General features: G+C 68.3%; 22 protein-coding genes and 6 pseudogenes. 15 read left to right on the top strand and 13 right to left on the bottom strand.

The window, feature by feature from the left end; translation table 11 throughout:
* Window positions 1-2: 2 nt before the first annotated feature.
* Window positions 3-899: an alpha/beta fold hydrolase gene (locus AC6I72_RS30910; RefSeq protein ID WP_498004869.1), complete on the bottom strand. Its 897-nt coding sequence runs from the start codon at window positions 897-899 to the stop codon at window positions 3-5.
* Between the two features lie 261 nt (window positions 900-1,160).
* On the opposite strand from AC6I72_RS30910, the pseudogene AC6I72_RS30905 reads away from it, so the two are divergent.
* Window positions 1,161-1,369 (top strand): annotated as a pseudogene (locus AC6I72_RS30905) (IS5/IS1182 family transposase); the annotation flags it as partial.
* A gap of 226 nt (window positions 1,370-1,595) precedes the next feature.
* Here AC6I72_RS30905 and AC6I72_RS30900 read toward each other — a convergent pair.
* The gene (locus AC6I72_RS30900) at window positions 1,596-2,279 is read right to left on the bottom strand and encodes an alpha/beta fold hydrolase (RefSeq protein ID WP_498004427.1); all 684 of its coding nucleotides are present in this window, start codon (window positions 2,277-2,279) and stop codon (window positions 1,596-1,598) included.
* A gap of 344 nt (window positions 2,280-2,623) precedes the next feature.
* Here AC6I72_RS30900 and AC6I72_RS30895 point away from each other — a divergent pair.
* The 6 genes and pseudogenes from AC6I72_RS30895 to AC6I72_RS30870 all read left to right on the top strand — a co-directional run.
* Window positions 2,624-2,734, top strand: a pseudogene (locus AC6I72_RS30895) (IS5/IS1182 family transposase); the annotation flags it as partial.
* A gap of 466 nt (window positions 2,735-3,200) precedes the next feature.
* Window positions 3,201-5,114 (top strand): GMC family oxidoreductase, encoded by a 1,914-nt coding sequence (locus AC6I72_RS30890; RefSeq protein ID WP_498004426.1) that lies wholly within the window; start codon window positions 3,201-3,203, stop codon window positions 5,112-5,114.
* Between the two features lie 116 nt (window positions 5,115-5,230).
* Window positions 5,231-6,337: a ferritin-like domain-containing protein gene (locus tag AC6I72_RS30885; RefSeq protein ID WP_498004425.1), complete on the top strand. Its 1,107-nt coding sequence runs from the start codon at window positions 5,231-5,233 to the stop codon at window positions 6,335-6,337.
* 22 nt (window positions 6,338-6,359) lie between these two features.
* Complete coding sequence (locus AC6I72_RS30880; protein ID WP_498004424.1) at window positions 6,360-6,923, top strand: hypothetical protein; 564 nt, start codon at window positions 6,360-6,362, stop codon at window positions 6,921-6,923.
* Window positions 6,923-7,846 (top strand): myo-inosose-2 dehydratase, encoded by a 924-nt coding sequence (gene iolE, locus AC6I72_RS30875; RefSeq protein WP_498004423.1) that lies wholly within the window; start codon window positions 6,923-6,925, stop codon window positions 7,844-7,846. Before AC6I72_RS30880 ends, iolE begins: the two co-directional genes overlap by 1 nt.
* 569 nt (window positions 7,847-8,415) lie before the next feature.
* Window positions 8,416-8,586, top strand: coding sequence for a hypothetical protein (locus tag AC6I72_RS30870; RefSeq protein ID WP_498004422.1), 171 nt, complete (start codon window positions 8,416-8,418; stop codon window positions 8,584-8,586).
* Between the two features lie 649 nt (window positions 8,587-9,235).
* Here the strand turns inward: AC6I72_RS30870 and AC6I72_RS30865 are convergent.
* From AC6I72_RS30865 to rpmB, 6 genes and pseudogenes are all read right to left on the bottom strand, one after another.
* Window positions 9,236-9,625 carry a VOC family protein gene (locus AC6I72_RS30865; protein ID WP_498004421.1) on the bottom strand — a complete coding sequence of 130 codons (390 nt, stop codon included), beginning with the start codon at window positions 9,623-9,625 and terminating at the stop codon, window positions 9,236-9,238.
* Window positions 9,626-9,887: 262 nt separating this feature from the next.
* Window positions 9,888-10,097 (bottom strand): annotated as a pseudogene (locus tag AC6I72_RS30860) (aminoglycoside phosphotransferase family protein); the annotation flags it as partial.
* A 58-nt stretch (window positions 10,098-10,155) separates the two neighbouring features.
* Window positions 10,156-10,263 (bottom strand): annotated as a pseudogene (locus tag AC6I72_RS30855) (hypothetical protein); the annotation flags it as partial.
* A 43-nt stretch (window positions 10,264-10,306) separates the two neighbouring features.
* Window positions 10,307-10,486 carry a hypothetical protein gene (locus AC6I72_RS30850; protein WP_498004881.1) on the bottom strand — a complete coding sequence of 60 codons (180 nt, stop codon included), beginning with the start codon at window positions 10,484-10,486 and terminating at the stop codon, window positions 10,307-10,309.
* An 80-nt stretch (window positions 10,487-10,566) separates the two neighbouring features.
* Window positions 10,567-10,872 carry a 30S ribosomal protein S14 gene (rpsN, locus tag AC6I72_RS30845; protein WP_498004420.1) on the bottom strand — a complete coding sequence of 102 codons (306 nt, stop codon included), beginning with the start codon at window positions 10,870-10,872 and terminating at the stop codon, window positions 10,567-10,569.
* Window positions 10,872-11,108 (bottom strand): 50S ribosomal protein L28, encoded by a 237-nt coding sequence (gene rpmB, locus AC6I72_RS30840; protein ID WP_376366585.1) that lies wholly within the window; start codon window positions 11,106-11,108, stop codon window positions 10,872-10,874. Before rpmB ends, rpsN begins: the two co-directional genes overlap by 1 nt.
* Window positions 11,109-11,175: 67 nt before the next feature.
* Between rpmB and rpmG the strand changes: the two genes are divergently transcribed.
* From rpmG to AC6I72_RS30810, 6 genes are all read left to right on the top strand, one after another.
* Window positions 11,176-11,340: a 50S ribosomal protein L33 gene (rpmG, locus tag AC6I72_RS30835; RefSeq protein ID WP_498004419.1), complete on the top strand. Its 165-nt coding sequence runs from the start codon at window positions 11,176-11,178 to the stop codon at window positions 11,338-11,340.
* Between the two features lie 41 nt (window positions 11,341-11,381).
* The gene (locus tag AC6I72_RS30830; RefSeq protein WP_498004418.1) at window positions 11,382-11,636 is read left to right on the top strand and encodes a type B 50S ribosomal protein L31; all 255 of its coding nucleotides are present in this window, start codon (window positions 11,382-11,384) and stop codon (window positions 11,634-11,636) included.
* The gene (locus AC6I72_RS30825) at window positions 11,636-12,790 is read left to right on the top strand and encodes a CobW family GTP-binding protein (protein ID WP_498004417.1); all 1,155 of its coding nucleotides are present in this window, start codon (window positions 11,636-11,638) and stop codon (window positions 12,788-12,790) included. Before AC6I72_RS30830 ends, AC6I72_RS30825 begins: the two co-directional genes overlap by 1 nt.
* 36 nt (window positions 12,791-12,826) lie before the next feature.
* Complete coding sequence (rpsR, locus tag AC6I72_RS30820) at window positions 12,827-13,057, top strand: 30S ribosomal protein S18 (RefSeq protein ID WP_498004416.1); 231 nt, start codon at window positions 12,827-12,829, stop codon at window positions 13,055-13,057.
* Window positions 13,058-13,294: 237 nt separating this feature from the next.
* Window positions 13,295-14,329: a permease gene (locus AC6I72_RS30815; RefSeq protein WP_498004415.1), complete on the top strand. Its 1,035-nt coding sequence runs from the start codon at window positions 13,295-13,297 to the stop codon at window positions 14,327-14,329.
* Window positions 14,326-15,075, top strand: coding sequence for a TIGR03943 family putative permease subunit (locus AC6I72_RS30810; RefSeq protein WP_498004414.1), 750 nt, complete (start codon window positions 14,326-14,328; stop codon window positions 15,073-15,075). The genes AC6I72_RS30815 and AC6I72_RS30810 overlap by 4 nt, the downstream gene beginning before the upstream one ends.
* Window positions 15,076-15,162: 87 nt before the next feature.
* On the opposite strand, the gene AC6I72_RS30805 is transcribed toward AC6I72_RS30810, so the two are convergent.
* Window positions 15,163-15,588, bottom strand: coding sequence for a hypothetical protein (locus AC6I72_RS30805; RefSeq protein WP_498004413.1), 426 nt, complete (start codon window positions 15,586-15,588; stop codon window positions 15,163-15,165).
* Between the two features lie 314 nt (window positions 15,589-15,902).
* Here AC6I72_RS30805 and AC6I72_RS30800 point away from each other — a divergent pair, with 314 nt between their 5' ends.
* Window positions 15,903-16,301 (top strand): nuclear transport factor 2 family protein, encoded by a 399-nt coding sequence (locus AC6I72_RS30800; RefSeq protein ID WP_498004412.1) that lies wholly within the window; start codon window positions 15,903-15,905, stop codon window positions 16,299-16,301.
* Between the two features lie 54 nt (window positions 16,302-16,355).
* On the opposite strand, the gene AC6I72_RS30795 is transcribed toward AC6I72_RS30800, so the two are convergent.
* The 3 genes from AC6I72_RS30795 to AC6I72_RS30785 form a co-directional block, all read right to left on the bottom strand.
* On the bottom strand, window positions 16,356-16,790 hold the full coding sequence (locus AC6I72_RS30795; RefSeq protein WP_498004411.1) for a VOC family protein: 435 nt from the start codon (window positions 16,788-16,790) through the stop codon (window positions 16,356-16,358).
* Window positions 16,791-16,926: 136 nt separating this feature from the next.
* Window positions 16,927-17,841: an aminoglycoside phosphotransferase family protein gene (locus AC6I72_RS30790; protein ID WP_498004410.1), complete on the bottom strand. Its 915-nt coding sequence runs from the start codon at window positions 17,839-17,841 to the stop codon at window positions 16,927-16,929.
* 334 nt (window positions 17,842-18,175) lie between these two features.
* Entirely contained in the window at window positions 18,176-18,913 is a 738-nt protein-coding gene (locus AC6I72_RS30785) for a dienelactone hydrolase family protein (protein ID WP_498004409.1), read from the bottom strand.
* A 442-nt stretch (window positions 18,914-19,355) separates the two neighbouring features.
* Between AC6I72_RS30785 and AC6I72_RS30780 the strand changes: the two are divergent.
* A pseudogene (locus tag AC6I72_RS30780) lies at window positions 19,356-19,482 on the top strand (MerR family DNA-binding transcriptional regulator); the annotation flags it as partial.
* Between the two features lie 48 nt (window positions 19,483-19,530).
* Here the strand turns inward: AC6I72_RS30780 and AC6I72_RS30775 are convergent.
* Window positions 19,531-19,839 (bottom strand): annotated as a pseudogene (locus AC6I72_RS30775) (amidohydrolase); the annotation flags it as partial.
* Window positions 19,840-19,854 lie beyond the last annotated feature (15 nt).

Genomic DNA, 19,854 nt, shown 5'->3' with positions numbered 1-19,854 from the left:
CCCTACCCTGCGAGCGTGTCCAGGACGTCCGCAACAGGGGTGGGATCCAGAGGGCCGACGTGTGACGCCCCCGGGAAATCGTGCACGCGGAAGCTGTTGCCGGGTGTGGACGCGTCGGCTTCCGCGATCATTCTGTCCTGGAGCGCGGTGGCGATCGTACGGTCCCTGCCGAAACGCAGGTACGTCCGGGGAATGCGTCCCCAGGTGCCGGCCCGGCCGACCGCCCGGCCCGCATAGGCGGCGACGGGCTCGTCGGTCTGCATGCCGGCCAGTATCCGGCGGAAGTCGGCGTCGGGGTAGTCCGCGCAGATCATCTCCTTCAGGAGGGCCAACTCACTGCTGACACCTGTACGGAAGTTCAGCCGCAACACCCCGAGCCGGTCCGGGTCACCCACCGTCAGCTCCACCGGGCTGACGGCGTTCGCGTTCTCGGGTGCCGCCGTGCAGGCGTCCGCCGTGGGCAGGGCGCGGCTGGGACAGAAGGCCGCCATGTAGCAGATGTGGTGAAGCAGGTGCGGGACGGCGTCGCCGACACGGCTGACCGACACACCACCCAGGCTGTGCCCGACCAGCACCACCGGGCCGTTCCGTGCGGCCCGGCGCACGATTCCCGTCACGCGCGCCTCGTAGTCGTCCAGCCCGAGGCCCTTCAGCGGGGAGGGCTCGACCGCCATCGCTGTGAGGTCCTGCCGCTGGTACGACTCCGCCACGAAAGCCTCCGCGCCGTGCCGCGGCTGGTCCACCATGACGACGCGGTGGCCGCGCAGCACCAGTTCCCGCGCAATCGGCATCCAGAACGCGCCGGCGCTGTGGGTACCGTGCACCAACACGTAAGTTCCGGGCCCGCGACGCGGGGCCGCCTCGGCCGGCGAGCTGCCGAGCCCGGTGGCCAGCGCCATGCCGCCCACCGCGAGTCCCAGCCCACGCAGCGCAGTCCGCCGGGTGGCACCTTTTCGTTCTTCGTTCGTGTCATCCATCATGAACACAACGCTATGAACGGCCCGTTCGGCCCACCAGCGGTCCAGCACCCCCACAGGGGTGGACCCAGAACCACCCTGCCGCGCGGCTCACAGGGCCCGCCACCCGCGCCGTGAGCGACCGGACCGCCCGGACTGCCCCAACCGCCCCCGCACCTTCCCGCCGCAACCGCAGTTGCCTGCCTGCGAAGACGCCGGATCAAGCACCCGACCCCGGAGCCGAGGGACCAGGCGCACTACCGCCGGCGCAGTACAGCGCGGGCGGCAGGCCCGCCGGATTCGACCAGGAGCACTACCGGCGCCGAAACGAAGTCGAGCGGACCATCAACCGGCCCAGGAACTCCCGGGCGGTCGCCACCCGTTACGACAAGAGAGCCTGTGTCTTCCAGGGCCAGCAGCGGCCCGTCCAGCAGGTGATACGTCCGTTGCCACCGCGCCGCCGGGGACCGCAGCCGCGTCTTCAGCCGCGGTCGCCCGCCCGGGAACGAAGCAGGGATCTCCGCACCGAGCCTGGTGCAGAAGCGGCCGTGCTGCGCCGGCCCGCATCCGCGGTGAAAGGTCCTCCGGAGCGGCAGATCACTACGGGCAGCAGCCTGACGGCCTACCTCCGCCCCGGCACTACGAGTTCGCGGCCTCCGCCAGGACGCGGGCGAGCTCGCGGGGGCGGGTGACCATCGGCCAGTGGCCGGAGTCGAGATCCACGTACTCAAGGTGAGCGGCGCGGGCGAGGTCAGGGCTCTCGCCGGCGGCGATCCACTCCTTGGCCTGGGCGGGGGTGAACTCGGGGCAGACGACCACGACGGGGACGTCGAATCGGCGCTCGTCGGTCAGGCGCACGACTCCCCGGGCGACCCCCTCGGGGACAGGAACAGCGGCGGACACAAAGCGGTGCCGGGCCTCGTCGTCCAGGTCGGCGGAGTCCGCTCCCTCGAACGGGCCCCAGCCCGGAAAGGGCATGGCGCCGTTGTCGATCGGGAAGAAATCCGCGTAAGCCCGCCCGTCGGCGGCGGGGAAGCCGCCGATCAGCGCGACCTTGGCCACCTTGTCCGGTCGCGCGTCGGCGGCCAGCCAGGCCAGGCTCGACGCGGCGGAGTGCCCCACCACCAGGGGTCTGCCGGGCGCCGCGTCAACGGCAGCGAGCACTGCTGCCAGTTGGTCGTCGAGCGTCACGGAGGCGGTGTCGTCGCCCTGACCGGGGAGGGCGATCGGCACGGGACGGTGGCCGAGTGCGGTGAGTTCGGGCACGACGTCCTCCCATGCGGATCCGTCGAGCCACAGGCCGGCGATGAGCAGGATATCCATGTTTGTTCTCCCGAAGAGGAGTTGGAGCAGAGCTGGCTGCCCGCACGCTATCGGGAGGCTCTGACAACAGGCTCAGGCCACCTCAACCCGGGCAAGCCCTCCCATTCGGCTGCAACCGGCCAAGGGCATCAGGTCGGTGCTGCAACGCACCACCACAGCCAACCGCGCCTTTGCCGATCCCGACGCCTGATCAGCGCAGTCCAGCGCGGCGGCCCGGCCTACGCCAGCTCCAGTACCGCCCCGACGTCCTCGACGGCTGCCTCACCGACGCCGGCCTCCGACGCCAGCGACCGTGACGACATCACACATTCAAGGACATGGGCCCGGACTCCCGTCGAACGCGGCGCGGCATGGCACGGCTGAAGTCCTGGCGGGTCTTCCGCAGGTCACGCATCAGCCCCAAGCGCATGACCGCCATCGCCAAGGCCGTCCTCGCCCTGGAGAGGCAACGCTGAAAAGGCTCACTAATTACGGCCGAACGGGGGTTTACCGACAAGACGCCCGATGCGGTAGAGCGGAATGACAGCGTCATATGCAAGCCTCGTACTGAGGCCCCTCCCCCGATCTCCAGGCGGTCAGCGAGCGGCGTCAGATGTGGTCAATCGCAAAGCGGAGGGTGGTCCTCGAATGTGACGTACGCGGACGATCCGACTATGCGGTGCGCGGCCGCAGTTAACGGTGGGACCCGCTGGGAGCACGGGAAGCCCTCAGCGGTTCATCGGTGAGCGCCGCGATGCTTGCTTGCCTTGGTTCTCCAGTTTTGAACTCGGATTTTGAGCTGGTTCTCTTTTGCCTGTGGCAGCGGCGGTCCTTCGACAGTCATTCGGTCATCATCCGTTCCGACGACTGGCCCGATCTGCCATCGGGCTGTTCTGCCCATAACCGGGGTGAGGTCACCCCCAGACACGACAAGGGGCATCAATGATGTCTTACGACGGTACGGACCAGGTGATCTTTCCAGCCGGCGCCGCGACGCAGACCAGCGCCGCAGAGGCTGCGCAGGACGAGTGGGATGCCGTTGTCGTCGGTGGCGGCATGGCAGGTTCCATCGTCGCCGAGCAACTGGGCCAGGCAGGCTACAAGGTAGTGATTCTCGAAGCCGGCCCGGGCAAGGACCTGGACCTCGCCGAGTACGAGTCGTACCTGTCGCGGTTCTACGGCGCAGTCATCAAGGACAACCAGTCTCCGTACCCGTTCAACCCGAATGCACGGATGCCGAGGAGCACCGACACCATGCCGGTGCGTCCGGACACACCCCGAGACGACTTCTACCTCGTGCAAGAGGACAAGTACTGCACGGACACCACCTTCACTCGGGTCCTCGGCGGCACCTCCATGCATTGGGAGGGGAAAGCGCTGCGCATGCTTCCCGAGGACTTCGACCTGCGCACCAAGTACGGCCAGGGCCTGAACTGGCCGCTCAGCTATGACGACCTGGAACCCTACTACCGGCAGGCTGAGGCCGAACTGGGCGTAGCCGCCGAAGTCGAGGACCAGACGTACCTGGGAATGCATTTCCCGGAGGGATACGTGTTCCCGATGCACCGCATGCCGCCGTCCTATCTCGACCAGGTGGTCGCCCGGGGCGTGGACGGCATGCGGGTCAACCTGGCGGACGATGATTACACACTCCGGGTGCGGAGCTTTCCGCAGGCCCGTAACGGCGTGCCGAACTCCGCGTACGACGGCGGCAAGGGCTTCGTCCCGGTCGGTGCGGTGAGCACGAGCCAGGTGGAAGAGGGCGAGCGCTGTCAGGGCAACACCAACTGCGTCCCGATCTGCCCCGTACAGGCCAAATATCACGCGGGAAAGACGCTGGCCAAGGCGCTCCGCAAGGGAAACGTCAAGATCGTGACGCAAGCCGTCGCGTCCAAGGTCGAGATCGACGAGCATGACCAACGGGTGACCGGTATCACCATCAAGAATTACGAGGCGCTCGACTCCGAGAGGTACGAGAAGTACACGGTGAAGGGAGCCGTCTACATTCTCTGCGCGCACGCCATCGAGAACGCCCGGCTCATGCTGGCCTCCGACATGCAGCGTATGAGCCGCAGCAAGCTGATCGGCTGCAACCTGATGGACCATGCGTACCTGCTGTCCTGGGGCCTGCTGCCCAAGCCGGCGGGCACGATGCGAGGCACCACCTGCACGAGCGGGATCACCGACCTGCGCGGCGGACGATTCCGCGGAACCCAGGCCGGATTCGGCGTGGACATCCACAACGACGGCTGGGGGTGGGCGACCGGCTCGCCCTACCCGGACCTGGTCGAACTCGTGGACAAGCGGGGCCTGCGCGGGGCGGAGTTGCGCAGGACACTCGGGAACCAGATCTCCCGGCAGCTTCTGCTGGCCTTCATGATCGACCTGCTGCCCGACAGGAGCAACCGGGTCACCGTGGACGACCGATACAGGGATGCCCTCGGCAACATGAAGCCGGTCGTGTCGTTCAAGATCCCGCCCTACACCATGCGGGGCGCCGCCTTCGCCCGCAAGCTCGCGACCGGCATCTTCGAGAAGCTTGGTGCCGAGGACAGGACCGCGTACCACAAGGACCACTACAGCGCCGTCGAGCACGACGGCCAGTGGTACAACATCGTGGGCGGCAACCATCTGGCGGGCACTCACATCATGGGGACTGACCCGGCGAACTCTGTGGTCGACCACACCCAGCACTCGTGGGACCACGAGAACCTCTACCTTGTCGGGCCCGGCAGCATGCCCTCGATCGGGACGTCCAACATCAGCCTGACCATGGCGGCGCTCGCCTTCCGCAGTGCGGCCCACATCGTCAGGCACCTGCGCGCCGCGAAGGCGCCGGCCGCCGTCCGCAGGTAGACGACTTACCTACCGGGGATTGAACGCGACACCGTCCACTGCCCACCGCCCACCGCTCACCGCTCACCGCCCACGATCGGGGGACCATGTCCGTTTCAGCATCAGATCCTGCTCCCATGATCCAGACCATCGAGGAGCTGCACGAGTACCTCTACAAGGGGCTCCAGCTGGAGCATGCAACGCTCCCGCCCTACCTGACCGCGCTCTACTCCCTGCATCCGGGGAAGAACTCGGATGCCTGGCATGTCATCAGGGTCGTGGCCGTCGAGGAGATGCTGCACCTCACCCTGGTCGCCAACGTCATGAACGCCGTGGGCGGGACGCCGGACCTCACCAAGCCGGACTTCGTGCCGAATTATCCGACGCGCCTGCCGTGTGGTCCCGATTACTTCGAGGTGCATCTCGGGCCGTTCTCGCACGAGGCTCTCGACACGTTCTTGAAGATCGAGAAGCCCGCGCAGGCGGATACCGAGGAAGGCAGGTTCGTACCGATGGACTGGGCGGCCCTCGGACTGACGTCCGACGGCGCGGTGCCGCCACCGGAGGAACTGGCGGAACTCGAGGAGTCCGGGGCAGTCCTCGGCCTCGTCCCCGGAGAACCCACCAAGCGTTTCTTGAGCATCGGTGAGTTCTACGAGGAGATCATCCGGGGCATCAACCACCTGGAGGACCAGGCCCGCAAGGCAGGGAAGACGATTTTCACCGGCGATCCCGCTCGCCAGGTGACTCCCGAGTACTTCTACTCCGGTGGCGGCGACGTGATCAAGGTGACCGGCCGCGACACCGCAGTCGCGGCGCTCACCCTCGTCGCGGAGCAGGGCGAAGGGCTGCACGGCGGCATCTTCGACAGCCAGGATGAAATCGCCCACTACTACAGGTTCCAGCAGCTGGACATGGGAAGGTTCTACCAGAAGGGCGATGAGCCGGGCGAGCCTTCCGGTCCGGATCTGAACGTCGACTGGGGTGCCGTCTATCCGGTGAAGCCGGACATCAAGCTGGCGGACCTCGCGGGAGACCCGGAAGTCCTGGCGGCGGCCAAGGAGTTCAACCAGTTTTACGCCACCTTCCTGACCAGCATCAATCTGGCGTACAACGGTCAACCCGACCTTCTGCTCAAGGCGGTTTGGGAGATGTTCCGCATGCGCGACAGTATGAACCGACTCCTCCGCAACCCGCTCACAAGGCATCCAGGGGCGAATGCCGGCCCGACATTCGAGCTCTAAGACCGTCGAAGGAGACGGGATCATGACGCAAAGCACGGACGCCGAAGAGAAGCTGCGCGATTTCGTGAAGTTCTCTGCCGCTGTGACCGGATTCAGCGAGTTCGACCTGTGGGGAACTGGTCAGGCGGAGGTGTACTACACGACGGCGGTGAATCAAGAAGGGCCGGATGCGATCGAGAAGGCGATGGCTTCCGACCCCTCTGTTGTTCCCGCCGATCCAGTGGTGGGAAGCATCATCAAGCTCTGGTATGTCGGCGTCTGGTACGGCCCGGAACTGGCGGGACGCATGGACGTGGCGGCCTGGACGGCGCCCGGGCGGAGCGGAGCGAAACCTGCCGTCCCGGACGACAGCCAGCCCGAGGGAAGCCGGCCCTGGCGGGCCATGTACGGACAACACCAGGCCGGGGAAGATCGCGCGCACGGCGGAGACGGACGCAAACCGCTCTTCGTCGTCTCCCCCGACGCCTACACCGAGGGGCTGTTGTGGCGGGCGATCGGCGCCCACCCGTCCGGCGCGAAGGCGCCGGGCTACGGGTCGTGGGCCAATCCGCCCGTATTCGAGGACTTGCAAGAGGAGAAAGTGTAATGACGAGCACGGTCCCGAACCTGGGTCGCGACAAGGTATCGCTCGGCGTAACGCCGACACTGTGGTGGAACGACGACTTTCCGCTGATCGACATCGGGATCCCGTTCGAGCAATGCGTGAGCGAGATGGCGCTCGCGGGGTTCCAGGGCTGCAGCATCGGTCACAAGTACCCGGCCGACCCCGCCGTACTGAAAGAGGCACTCGACCTGCGCGGCCTGAAGGTGTCCGAGCCCTGGGTGAGCACCTACTTCACCATCGGCGATAGAGATCGGACCGTCGAGAATTTCAAGAGGCAACTGAAGTTCCTCGAGAAAGTGGGCGGCAAGGACATCGTGGTCGCAGAATTCGGGCTGTCGTCGCACCTGCAGCCCATCCCGGTTTTCGAGCACCGCCCCGAGTTCACCGACAAGGAGTGGGATCTCCTCACCAGCGGGCTCAACGAAATCGGTAAGCTGGCCGCGGACAACAAGATGCGGCTCTGTTACCACCATCACATGGGCACTGGCGTGCAGACGGCCGAGGACATCGACAGGCTGATGGAGGACACCCACCCCGACCACGTGCATCTGCTGTTCGACACCGGGCATCTCCAGTTCGCGGGCGACGACCCGCTCGAGACCGCGGAACGGCACAAGCGGCGGATCAAGCACGTTCACCTCAAGAACGTCCGCCAGTCCGTAGCCGACAAGGTGAGGAGCGACCACCTGTCCTTCCAGGAGGGAATCCTGCAGGGCGTCTTCACCGTGCCCGGAGACTCAGAAGGCGTGGTCGACTTCAAGCCCATCCTCTCGACGCTGGGGGAAGCCGGCTACGAGGGATGGCTGGTCGTCGAGGCCGAACAGAACCCGGCGACGGCATGCCCGCTGAAGTACGCCAAGATGGCCCACGATTACCTCGTCGAAGTCCTGGGATGGCAACGATGAGTGCAGGCGACATCTACCTCAGCTTCTTCATGTTCACCTCAACCTGCACCCGATGACACCCAGTACACCGAGGTCGTCGTCAGGCACATGAGGAAACTGCAGGACATCGGGTACACGGGCTTCGACATGCCCGTTTTCCCGAACGGCGCGGGCGACTCCCAACCGGACGTACCCCGCTACGAACAGCTCAGGAAGGCTCTCGACGCAGCGGGCTTGAAGGACGTAGGGCTGACCACCAACGTGGCCACGACGCCGGCCTACGATCCGACATCGCTGATCCCCGAGGAACGCGAGGCGCCCCTGGTCTACCTCAAGTCCCGGGTGGACATCAGCGGCCCTGCGCGGCACCATCATGGCGGGCCCCGTCCTGTTCCCCCTGCACCGTATTTCCCACCCTCAACGGCCGACCGCTGTGGAGCGACGCGCTGCAGGACTGGCTGCGGCCCCGGTACGGTATCGCGCAGCCGCTCTTCGAGCGGCTCGGCGCATACGCGGCGGAAAAGGGCGTCCAGGTCGCCATCGAACCCGTCGACCACTGGGAGACACCAGCCCCGAACATGGTGCGCTACGTGCTCGACTTCCTCGCCGACGTGCGCAGTCCGCATATCGGCGTGTGCGAGGACAGCTCCCACGTCGTCCTCGGCAGCAGCGGCCCGGAAACGTACCGCCGCGACATCCGCCAGTGCCGTTCCCGATCGGCTCGCAGGCTGTTGCCGGCATCCTCGATCGCCGGCAGGTAGGAAGGGTCTGGACGATAGAAACCGCAGCCAGCGCTTTGAGAACGGATCTGGCAGGCGTGCCCGCCGGCATGCTCGCCCCGCTCCCCGCTCCCCGCTCACTGATCCCGGGTCCTCACCCGCACCGACGCTTCGCGCGCCGCGAGCTGCGTCACCCTGCACAAGCAGCTTTCCTCCCGCCGCCAGGGGCCCTGCCTGACTGCCCGGAACGCCACGACGGCGCTGCACAGGGCTGCCGAACTCACCGAGCGTGGCGGCCTGATCATCGGCTCGCGCCGTCTCGTGGGAGAGACGCGCACCGCGCTGGCGGCGCAGCCCGCGTGAAGGGCGGCCGGTAACCGATACCGAAACGGGAATCAGCGGAGGGCACCGCGGGGTGCCCGGTGGAGAGGGCGCCCAACGAGCGCACGGCCCCCAGAGCCCGGACGAGGTGTCCGAAACAGCCCGCGGGCGCTGGGTGCGCACCGTCGAGGCCGACAACGCGGCGAGTGCTCACACCTGACCTCTCCCCCACCCGGCGGACCACGCACCATCGGTCAGCGCCCGGGCAAGGGTTTCCCCGCGTTCCCTGCCAAGCTGCCGGACGGGCCCGGCCGGGCGCGGCTACGGAGGGCCGCACTCCGTACTGGGGGTGCGGCCCTCGGTGCTGTGGTTACGACGTCCAGCCGCCGTACGGCACGGTGATGAGTTCCATGGCGTGGCCCGCGGGGTCCATGAAGTACACGCCGCGGCCGCCGTCGTTGTGGTTGATCGTGCCGGGCTGTTTCCGGTGGGGGTCGGCGTAGTGCTCGATGCTGCGCTGTCTGATCTGCGTGTACGCCGCGTCGAACTCCTCCTCGGAGATCAAGAAGGCGTAGTGCTGGGGGGTGATGCTGTCCGCTGGGACGGTAGCGAAGTCCAGCGTGACGCCGTTGCTCAGGCCGACCGCGATGAACGGACCCCATTCGGCGGTGATCTCGAGGTTGAGCAGGTTCGCGAAGAATTCCGCGGACTCCCGGTTGTCCCGGGCGTGGACGATCGTGTGGTTCAACTCGACTGACAAGGAATGCCTCCGAAGGCATGTCCCGACACCTCCATGCCTCACCCAGCCGGTGACCGACACGCGATGTCGCCGTAGATCGTAGTCCTGTTCCCGTGGGAAGTCGACCGTAGTTGACGAGGACTGCGGCTGTACCGGCGAAGTCAAGATGTGGTCCACTGCTCGACGGCTCTGTCCCTGCTCCACGGGGTCTCCCTCGGGATGACCTTCGCGGACCGGTACCTCGCCGCGGGCGGGCGCCTCGCCGAGCGTGTGCGCCGCACCTGTACTGGCGGGTCATCGATGCCCCGGCGTTCGCCCCGAACGCGGAGGAAGTCGCCGTCCCCTGGCGGGAACTCTGCCGCAGGCCCCACGCCGGGCCGTGCAGCAGCGCGAGACTGGTGGAGCAGTGCGCCACGTCGAGATCCGCCGGGCCCCACGAGGCCGCCGCCCAGTCGACGACACCGGTGATCCGGGCACTGTCGGCACCGGCCGGCCCCTCGGTCGGCAGTTGGTCCCGCAGGAGTTCCGGCTCGGTCACGGCACCACAACCCCATGTCGAGGGCGTCAAGGACGAGCTTGGCCTGCTTGCTGGTGGCGGCGGGCGACCAGCCGGCGATCGCCCGGGAGTACACGTCCACGACGAAGGCGACGTAGACGATCCCGGACCAGGTGGCGACACAGGTGCAGTCGGCGACCCACCGCTCATTCGGGCAGAGACGCGGTGAAGTCGCGCCTGGCCAGGTCAGCGGCCCGCTCGTGGCCGTCGTCGCGGAGAGTGGTGCGGATCTTCTTCCCGCGCCGGGGCGGTGTCCGCCATCGCCGCGCAGCGGCTTCCCCCAGGCCGAGATCCGTCGGCTCGGCCTCCCGCGTCTGCGCTGACATCCGCGCACGCTCCGCGGCCGGTTCCGGCCGTGACTCCGCCGAGTCACGGCCGGAGGGGACCCGTCGCGCGAGCGGCGCGGTTACCAGGAGGACTTGGTGACCCCGGGCAGGAAGCCGGCGTGGGCCTGCTCACGCATGCGGACCCGCGACAGGCCGAACTTCCGAAGGTGACCGCGCGGCCGCCCGTCCACAGCGTCCCGGTTGCGTACTCGGGTAGCGCTCGCGTTGCGGGGCTGGCGTCGTAGTTCTTCCGCTGCGGCCCGGCGTTCGGCGTCGGTGGAGGCCGGCCGGCGGATGATCTCCTTCAGCTCGGCACGGCGGGCCGCGTACCGCGCGACGGTCGCCTTGCGCTTCTCGTTCTGCGCGATCTTGCTCTTCTTGGCCATCAGACCTTTCCCCCTCGGGCGCGGATGCGGGCCACCGCGGCCTCGATGCCGATGGTGTCGACCGTCTTGATCGCCTTCGCGCTGAGCGTCAGCCGGACATGCCGCCCCTCGCTGGGCAGCCAGTAGCGCTTGCGCTGGATGTTGGGGTCGAAGCGGCGCGAAGTGCGCCGGTGCGAGTGGGAGATGGTGTTGCCGAAGCCCGGCTGGGCGCCGGTCAGTTGGCAGTGGGCGGACAAGGTCTTACCTACCTCTCATCGGACGACCAGCTTTTGGTAATGGAAATCATTGCCATATACTAACCCCATGGCACGCAACGAGGTACGCCCGATCATCAAGCTCCGCTCCAGGGCGGGAACCGGCTACACGTACGTCACCCGCAAGAACCGCCGTAGCGACCCCGACCGCATGGTGCTGCGCAAGTACGACCCGATCGCCCGGCGCCACGTCGACTTCCGCGAAGAACGCTGACCTCCCGCCCCTCCGCCGCCGCCCGATCCCAAGGACGCCCCATGAAGCCCGGAATCCACCCCGCGTACGGTCCCGTCGTCTTCCGCGACCGTGCCGCGAACCACGCGTTCCTCACCCGCTCCACCATGACCAGTGACAAGACGATCGAGTGGGAGGACGGCAACGCCTATCCGGTCATCGACGTCGAGATCTCGGACGTCAGCCACCCCTTCTACACGGGGACCGCCCGGGTCCTGGACACCGCCGGGCGCGTCGAGCGCTTCGAGCGCCGGTACGGCCGACGCGGAGCCAACTGATGCGGGACGAGGCCGGACTGCCCGTCGTCATCGTCGCCGGGCTCCACTCCGAGGCTCGCCGGCAGGTAGTGGACCACCTGCTGCGCCTCGTACCCGGCAGCGTCGCCCTCCATCACGACCTGTCCACGGCGGCCGGCGGCACCGTCCTGCGCCAGGTGCGCGATGCTTCGGGCGAGTTGTCCCGGGGCGACGCCCCGCTGGTCAACGACTGCGCGTGCTGCGCGATGCGCGAAGACCTCGTGCCCGAGCTGGAACGACTCGCCGACGCCGGCCTCACCCGGCTCGCCGTCGTCGAACTGTGGGACTCCGTCGAACCCAAGGGGATGGCCGAGGTCGTCGTCCGGCACGGCGCCGACTCGGTCCGGCTCACCAACGTGATCACGGCGGTGGACCCGGCTCTCGTACTCCCCTGCCTCGGCAACGGCGACGACCTGACCGAGGCGGGCCTCGCGGCCGCAGCCCGCGACCAACGCACGGTCGGCGACACCTGGGCCAGGCAAGTGGAGTACGCCCCCGTCCTCGCCGTCGTGGAGAGCGAGGACGCCGACGACGAGGACCGGGTGCTCCTCAGCCAACTCCACCCCGTCGCCCGTCAGGTGAGCGCCGACTCCGCGGAGCTCGGCCGGCTGGCCTTCGCCGGCTTCGACGCCGAAGCGGCCGCCGCAGCCCAGCACCCTGCCTGCGCGCTGCTCCCCCAGGAAGCCGACGAGGCAGGCGTCACCACATTCGTCTGGCGTCGGCACCGCCCCTTCCATCCCGAACGCCTCTACCAGGCGCTGGAAGACCTCTGCTGCGCCGCGGCCCGCAGCCGCGGACGGTTCTGGCTCGCCGACCGCCCCGACACCCTGCTCGCCTGGGACGCCGCGGGCGGAGCCCTGTGTGTGGAGAGCGCCGGCCCGTGGCTCGCCTCGCTGCCGGACGCCGCCTGGGAGATGGTCCCGCCCGTGCGCCGAGCGGCTGCCGCGCTGGACTGGCACCCCGAACACGGTGACCGCTGCCAGCACCTCGTCTTCACCTCACCCGGCCTGGACCGCGACGGGCTCGCGCGGCTGCTGGAGTCCTGCCTGCTCACCGACGCCGAGTACACCGCAGGCCCCGAAGCGTGGAAACAGCTCCCGGCCGCGTTCGACTCTCTCCTCGACCCCGTTGCGTAGAACCGGTCCCGTCCGCCCCGACACAGAAGGAGCACCATGGCCCCCCGCCAAGGCCCACGCAAGCCGCTGAAGTCCCGTCCCAACCCGCTGGATGCGGCCGAGATCACCTACATCGACTACAAGAACACCGATCTGCTGCGGAAGTTCATCTCCGACCGAGGCAAGATCCGCAGCCGCCGTGTCACTCGTGTCACGGCCCAGCAGCAACGACAGATCGCCGCGGCGATCAAGAACGCCCGTGAGATGGCGCTCCTTCCCCATCGGTAACGACAGCCCTATTCACGAACTCTCCGCACCTCACTCCCTGAGCACGGGCCCTCCTCGTCGGTACCGGTTCTCCGGCCAGTCCCATGACGCCCTGAGCGGCGACGGTACGGCTCCTGAGCAGCAGCCGGCAGGGGGCTCCTCACGCCACCACTCGAGATCATCACGGACTTCGTGAAAGTTCACCCTGTCGAGCCGAAGTCAGTATGTTGACGTGATCATCTGATGGGCGGAGCTTGCATGCGGTCAACCGAGGAACGCGCCGTGGAGGCCGAGGTCACCGACGCGGACGGAGCCGCGGAAAGCGACGCTGCTTCTGGCTGGCCGCGGTGGTGGCCGCTTCTGCTGCTGGGGGCGGCCGCCGTTCCTGGACTGGTGCTCTACCTCGGGGGCCGGTGGATGCAGACGCCGGCGATGCAGGCGTGGCGGACCGTATGCCTTGCCGTGACCGTGCAGGCGCTGCCCTTCCTCCTGCTGGGCACGGCCCTGTCCGGTGCCATCAACGCGTTCGTTCCGGCACGGGTGTTCAGTCGTGTGCTGCCGCGGCGGCCTGTACTCGCCGTGCCGGTGGCCGGTGCGGCGGGAGTCGTGCTGCCAGGGTGCGAGTGTGCGTCGGTGCCGGTGGCGAACAGTCTGATCAGCCGGGGTGTCACACCTTCGGCCGCGTTCGCGTTCCTGCTGTCGGCTCCTGCGGTCAATCCGGTGGTGCTGATGGCCACCGCGGTCGCTTTCCCAGGTCACCCGGGCATGGTCATCGCCCGGTTTCTGGCCTCGCTGGTCACGGCGTCGGTGATGGGCTGGCTGTGGCTGTGGCGGGGGCGGGCCGAGTGGCTGCGGCCCGTCGTGCGGCACAGCGGGCATCAGGCGCGCGGCAACCGGTGGCAGGAGTTCCGGGTCGGCTTCCAGCACGACTTCCTGCATGCGGGCGGTTTTCTGGTCGTGGGTGCGATGGCGGCGGCCACGTTCAATGTGGCCGTGCCCCGCTCGCTGCTGGACGCGTTCTCCGGCTCGCCCTGGCTGTCGGTGTTGTTCCTGGCCGGGCTGGCGATCGTGCTGGCGGTGTGCTCGGAGGCGGACGCGTTCGTGGCGGCCTCGCTGAGCGGCTTCTCGCCGGTCGCCCGGCTGGCGTTCATGGTGGTCGGGCCGATGGTCGACCTGAAGCTGATCGCTCTTCAGGCGGGCACTTTCGGCCGGGCCTTCGCCACCCGTTTCTCCGCCGCCACGGCCGTCGTGGCGCTCTTGTCCAGTGCGCTGATCGGAGGGACCCTGCTGTGAGACGCCCGCTTCAGACGGCCTTGCTCGTCCTCAGCGGCGCCGGCCTGCTGCGCGTCGCCCTCTTCACCGACCTGTACCTGCGGTACGTCAAGGAGGGGATGCGCCCGCTGCTCATCGCCTCCGGCGCCCTGCTGATCCTGCTCGGAGCGGCGGACGCGGTCGCCTACGCGCGACGGCCCAAGAGCGACGGGCACCCCGACCACAGCGACAACGGCCACGGGCACCACCACTCCGGCGCACCGCGTGCCGCATGGCTGCTGTTCCTTCCGGCGCTGAGCCTGCTGTGCTACGCCCCACCCGCCCTCGGCGCGTACACCGCCTCCCGTCAGCCGCCCGAGGCTGTCACACACCAGGACGACTTCGACCCGCTGCCCGCGACCTCGCCACTCCCTATCACCCTCTCGGACTTCACCCGCCGCGTGCAGCAGGACCACACACAGGCCATCAAGGCGCGCACCGTGCAGATGACAGGTTTCGTCGCCGCCGGCGAACAGGGCGACGGCTGGTTCCTGAACCGGATCATCATCTCTTGCTGCGCGGCGGACGCCCAGTCCGTGAAGGTGAAGGTCTACGGCACCCCAGCCCCGTCCGCCGACACCTGGGTGACCGTCACCGGCACTTGGCACCCCGACGGCATTCTGGGCACAGACTCCGCACCCGTCGCGCTCGACGCCCGTTCCGTGGAGAGGATCGACAAGCCGGTGAACGCGTATACCGACGCCCTTCCGCTCACCCCCACGAGATGAACACAGCGATGGACCAGGCAATGGACCGTGCGGGGCGCGGCCGTGAGTTTCAGCGGGTACTGTGTGCCGACGCCGTAAGGCAACGTCTTACGCCGGCTGGATTTCACCACATGACTTGGCGTTGCCGACTTCACAGACGAAGATACGGACATCAGCCACAGCGGAACCGGTCCCGGAGCTGTTGATGCGCTTGTACGAGCGCTGAGACACCCACTTCTTCTTTCCGCTGTCCCACTTGTTGTACTTGGCGTAGAGGGACACGTTGTTGCAGGAGATGCGGCCGATTCGGAACTTCCACTGCGTGTTGTAGGCCCTTTTCCCCTGGTACGTAGCAACCGAGTTCCAGTAGTACGTCCCCATGGCGTAACCGCATTCCGGGGTCTTCGTGTAGGCGACGTACTTACCTCCGGCGGCGTGGGCCGACCCGGAGAGGCTGACCGCGAGGGCCGCCCCCGCCAGCATGACTCCCGCGGCACGCGCCGCACCCTTCATCTTCGTGTGTCCGTTCACCATTGTTACCTCCTCTGGTGGTGGGGCGCGCGATACCGAGTGACCCCCGCGCAACCGTGCATGTATGAGGCGTGTGCGCGCCCCGCGAGCGTCGCCACGCTACCGCTGCCCAGGGGCCTTCCCTATACGTCAGAAGTTGCGTTGTGGATACCGCCAGGGTTTACCCGCCAGGTTTGGCGCGGGCGGAAGCACAGCAGGCCCAGCCCGCATCTGACTGGCAAGGTTCTGTTGCAAAGTCGCGTGATCTCGTGGGCGTGCTGGACCGAGGCTGCCCCGACGCCATGTCCGTTGCCCCCTATCGGTGTTACCGTCGCACGATGTCCAAGACCGAGATTGACGCCATAACCGCCGAGCTCTTCGGAGCCTTCGACAACCGCGGCAGCAAGGCCGCGGACGTGGCCCGAATCCGCCGACTGGTCATTCCGGGTGGCGTGATCGTGCTGACCGGGCCGAAGTACACGGTCTACACCAGGGACGAGTTCATCGAGCCTCGCGAACGCCTGCTCTCCGACGGCCGGTTGGTCGAGTTCTCGGAGTGGGAGACATCCGAGCGGACCGAGATCGCGGGTGACATCGCCTCGCGCTTCGGCGAGTACCGCAAGGCCGGCGTCCTGGACGGCAAGCCGTTCGAGGGCGGCGGGACCAAGACCTTCCAGTTCGTCCGCACCCCGGAGGGCTGGAGGATCGCGGCGTTCTCCTGGTACGACCGGTCCTGAGCGCAGCAGCCCGCGGGAAGGTCGGCGGCGGGGTGATCCCGCACCCGGTCAACGTCAAGCCGAGGCGGCGGCGACGCAGAACTCATTGCCCTCCGGGTCGGCCATCACCATATGGTGCCCCTCAAACTCCTCCAGAACGGCCCCGCCCGCTTTGACCAGCCGCTCGGACTCCGCCCTGATCCGCGCCCACTTCTCACCGGGGCTGCCGCCTGCCGGCACCCGGACGTCGATGTGGAGTCGGTTCTTCGCGGTCTTCGGCTCGGGGACCTTGAGGATGCAGAGCCGGGGACCGGCTCCGTCAGGATCACAAAGCCACGCGCCGTCGTCCGCGGAGTCGTCCTCGGGAAGGCCGAACTGCGCGAGCCACTCCTCACGGGTTCTGAAGGGAGCGGGCGGCGGCTCGTCCACGTATCCCAGGGCCGTCTTCCAGAACTCGGCGAGGAGCTTCGCGTCCGCGCAATCAAGGGTCAGATCGATTCTGGCTGCCATAGCAGGACCGTAGTGCCCACCACTGACAGTGGCGGCTGAGCCGCAGGAGAGACGGCTGCTGATACCCCCTTGACCGGTCGGACACTGCTGGACGCGCTGTGGCCGGCATGCCTACCCAATCCAACTGCGGGCACGGTCAGCGGTCGGCCGTTGCGATGAGGCGTCGAAGCGCGGCCCGGCCGGGTGGGCCCCAGGTGGGCTTGCCACCGGGGCGGCCGTGGACGCCGGCGTCTCCGATGTGGATACAGGCGAGGGCTTTCAGCACGGCGCACCCGCGGGCGCGGCGCAGGGTCGCGGTGTCCGGGGTCGGTCGGTACGCCCCGTGGAAGCGGTCGGCGGCGCCGTCCGGCAGCAGTATCCACGCGGCGGCGAGGTCCCAGGCCGGATCGCCCGCGCAGAGGTCGCCGAAGTCGATCACCCCGCAGAAGGTGCCGGCCGCGGTGAGAACGTTGGCCGGATGCAGGTCGCCGTGCAGCCACAGTGGTGGGCCCTTCCAGGCGGGTGCCGCGAGGGCGTCCTCCCAGATGGCGAGGACGGCGTCCGGGTCGGGGATCAGCCGCAGCTCGGCCGACGAGGCGAACCCCTTGGCGAAGCCGTCGGCGTGGTCGGCCAGCGGTCCCCCACGCCACCGGCCGACGGGTGCCTCGGTGGGAGCGGGCTGGTGAAGAGCCGTCAGGAAGGCGGCCAAGACGTCGGCCGCCTCACCGCGGGTGGCAGGGGCGCGGTCGGCCGCATCGCCCGGCACCCAGGTGGTGACGATCCAGGGCCGCGGAAACCGTGCGGACGGCTCGCCGAGACGCTGCGGCACGGAGACCGGCAGCGGAAGGCGGGGGGCGAGATCGGGCACCCATGCGTGCTCCTTGCGCAGCAGATCGTCCGCGTCCTGCGTTGCGTAGGGCATCCGTACGGCGAGATCGTCGCCGAGCCGCCACAGCTGGTTGTCCCAGCCTCGCGCGCCGAGCCTTACCGGGAGATGGGCCAGGTCGGGGTGCTGGTCGAGCAGCAGGTCCCGGACCAGCTCTGCGGTGATCTCGATCTCCGTGTGGGTCATGCGCAGCCACAGTAGCCGGGCGGCGCTCGTCGTTCGTGACGCCCAGCACTCTGTGCCGCTTCGACCAGCCGCCGATCGCCACGCCCGTCCTTCCCTCCGATGCCGCCGCAGCAAATGCGGACACCTCGCCTGCGGCGACCGGAGAACCCGTCGCAGGTCGCGATGATCACGGTAGGAGGGCCTGCCGTAGTAGATCCGGTATTTCTGCGGCAGTCACGGACGCGTCTCCGCGATCGAGCGCCCGCCCTCATGTCCTTCTGTTGTGCGGACTTGAGGGGAGGCGACTGTCAGTGCCCGCCGCGGACCAAACCCGGCGCCAGGCTGCTTGCCTGGGTCATGCCCCCAGATCCTCCGTCACGGGCAGGCACTCGGCGAGCAGGTCGACGACGTCGCGCCATGCTCGCTGCGCGTGCTGCGGGTGGTAGCCGACGCCGGGGACCGCGGGGTGGTCGACCGGCGGGTGGTGGAAGGCGTGCAAGGCGCCGCCGTAGACCACGAGGCGCCAGTCGACGCCCGCGGCCTGCATCTCCGCGGTGAACGCCTCCCGTTGCGCGGGCGGCATGATCGGGTCTTCCGACCCGACCCCGGCCCACACCGGGCAGCGAATGCGTGCCGCCTCGCCCGGCCGCCCCGTGGTCAGTGCGTTGACTGTCCCGATCGCGCGCAGGTCGACGCCGTCGCGCCCGAGTTCCAGCCCGATGGCACCCCCGGTGCCGTAGCCGACGGCGGCGATCCGGTCGGGGGCGGTCCGCGGTTCGGTGCGCAACACGTCGAGTGCCGCATGGCCGATGTCCCGCATCCGGTCGGGGCCGGCGAGCAGCGGCATGCAACGGGCCAGCATCTCCTCGGGGTCGCCCAGATAGCGCCCACCGTGAAGGTCGAAGGCCAGCGCTACGTATCCCAGCTCGGCGAGAGCATCGGCCCGGCGACGCTCGACGTCACTGAGTCCCATGCCCTCTGGTCCGAGCAGCACCGCGGGCCGGCGACCGACACCGGCCGGGAGCGCGAGGTGCCCGATCATCGTCAACCCGTCCGCCGGGTACTCGACCGTACGCGTCGTGATCGTCGTCATGAGACGGGACTGTAGTGATCGTCGAGCCCGGTTCGGTCGGTGTTCTGCCGCTGGCAGAACAGGGTGCGTGTCCGCCAAAGGGGCAACGAGATGATCTCGAAGCCCCGAGCGCTCGGCCCTCGTGTTTCAGAGGGACCCGAGGCGCTGGTGGGCTTTGGCGCGCGTCCTTATAGACACCTCCAGATGGGGGCCTGCGGAAGGGGTCTTCTGGGCCTGGTCAAGGGGGCTGCTCGGGGTCGCCGGTGGTGCTCGCCACAGGGTCCGCCTGGGAGATGGGGCGGGCCTGTCCCGCCGTCCATCTCGTACAGGTGTGAGGTTCGGCCTCCGTGTGGTGAGGGTTGGCAGGCGGCCCTGACGGACATCGGGTCGGAATCGACGTCCGGCTCTTGACCCTCACGTGGCGTCAGGCTCCATAGTCGGTGCCGTGGAAGATCACTGGACCGTGGGACGCGTGGCTGATCGAGCCGGCGTGAGCGTCCGCACGCTGCATCACTATGACCAGATCGGGCTCGTTCGGCCGTCGACGCGGACCGCCCGGGTACCGGGCATATTCGGCGGGCGATGCCGACACGCCAGCCGCGCCGCACGACGCGCTCCACGGATTCCTCCAATGCGTTCTGTTCCCAGGCGAGTTGGCCGGTGTAACCGGGGGTGGGCCGATGTGCGGGGCAGTAGGGATCGTCCAGGGCGCCGGACTCGATGCCGCCATCCATCCAGAACTTCACGCCCCAAACTCTCAGCCCCGGGGCGGCGGCGTACTTCCACGCTTCCATGCCGTCGAGGACCTCCTCGACCTGCTCGACGGTCGTGAACCCCGTCGTGGTCGGCAGCACCCGCACCCGGCAGCCCAACTGACCTCTGCCCCGTACGCGTTGGATTCTTTCGAGGTCGGCGAGGGAGGTGTTGGTGTCGCGGACGGTGCCGATGCCGGTGGCGGCGTA

The sequence above is a fragment of the Streptomyces sp. Xyl84 genome (assembly GCF_059731885.1).
This window is presented reverse-complemented; position numbering and strand designations above follow the sequence as displayed.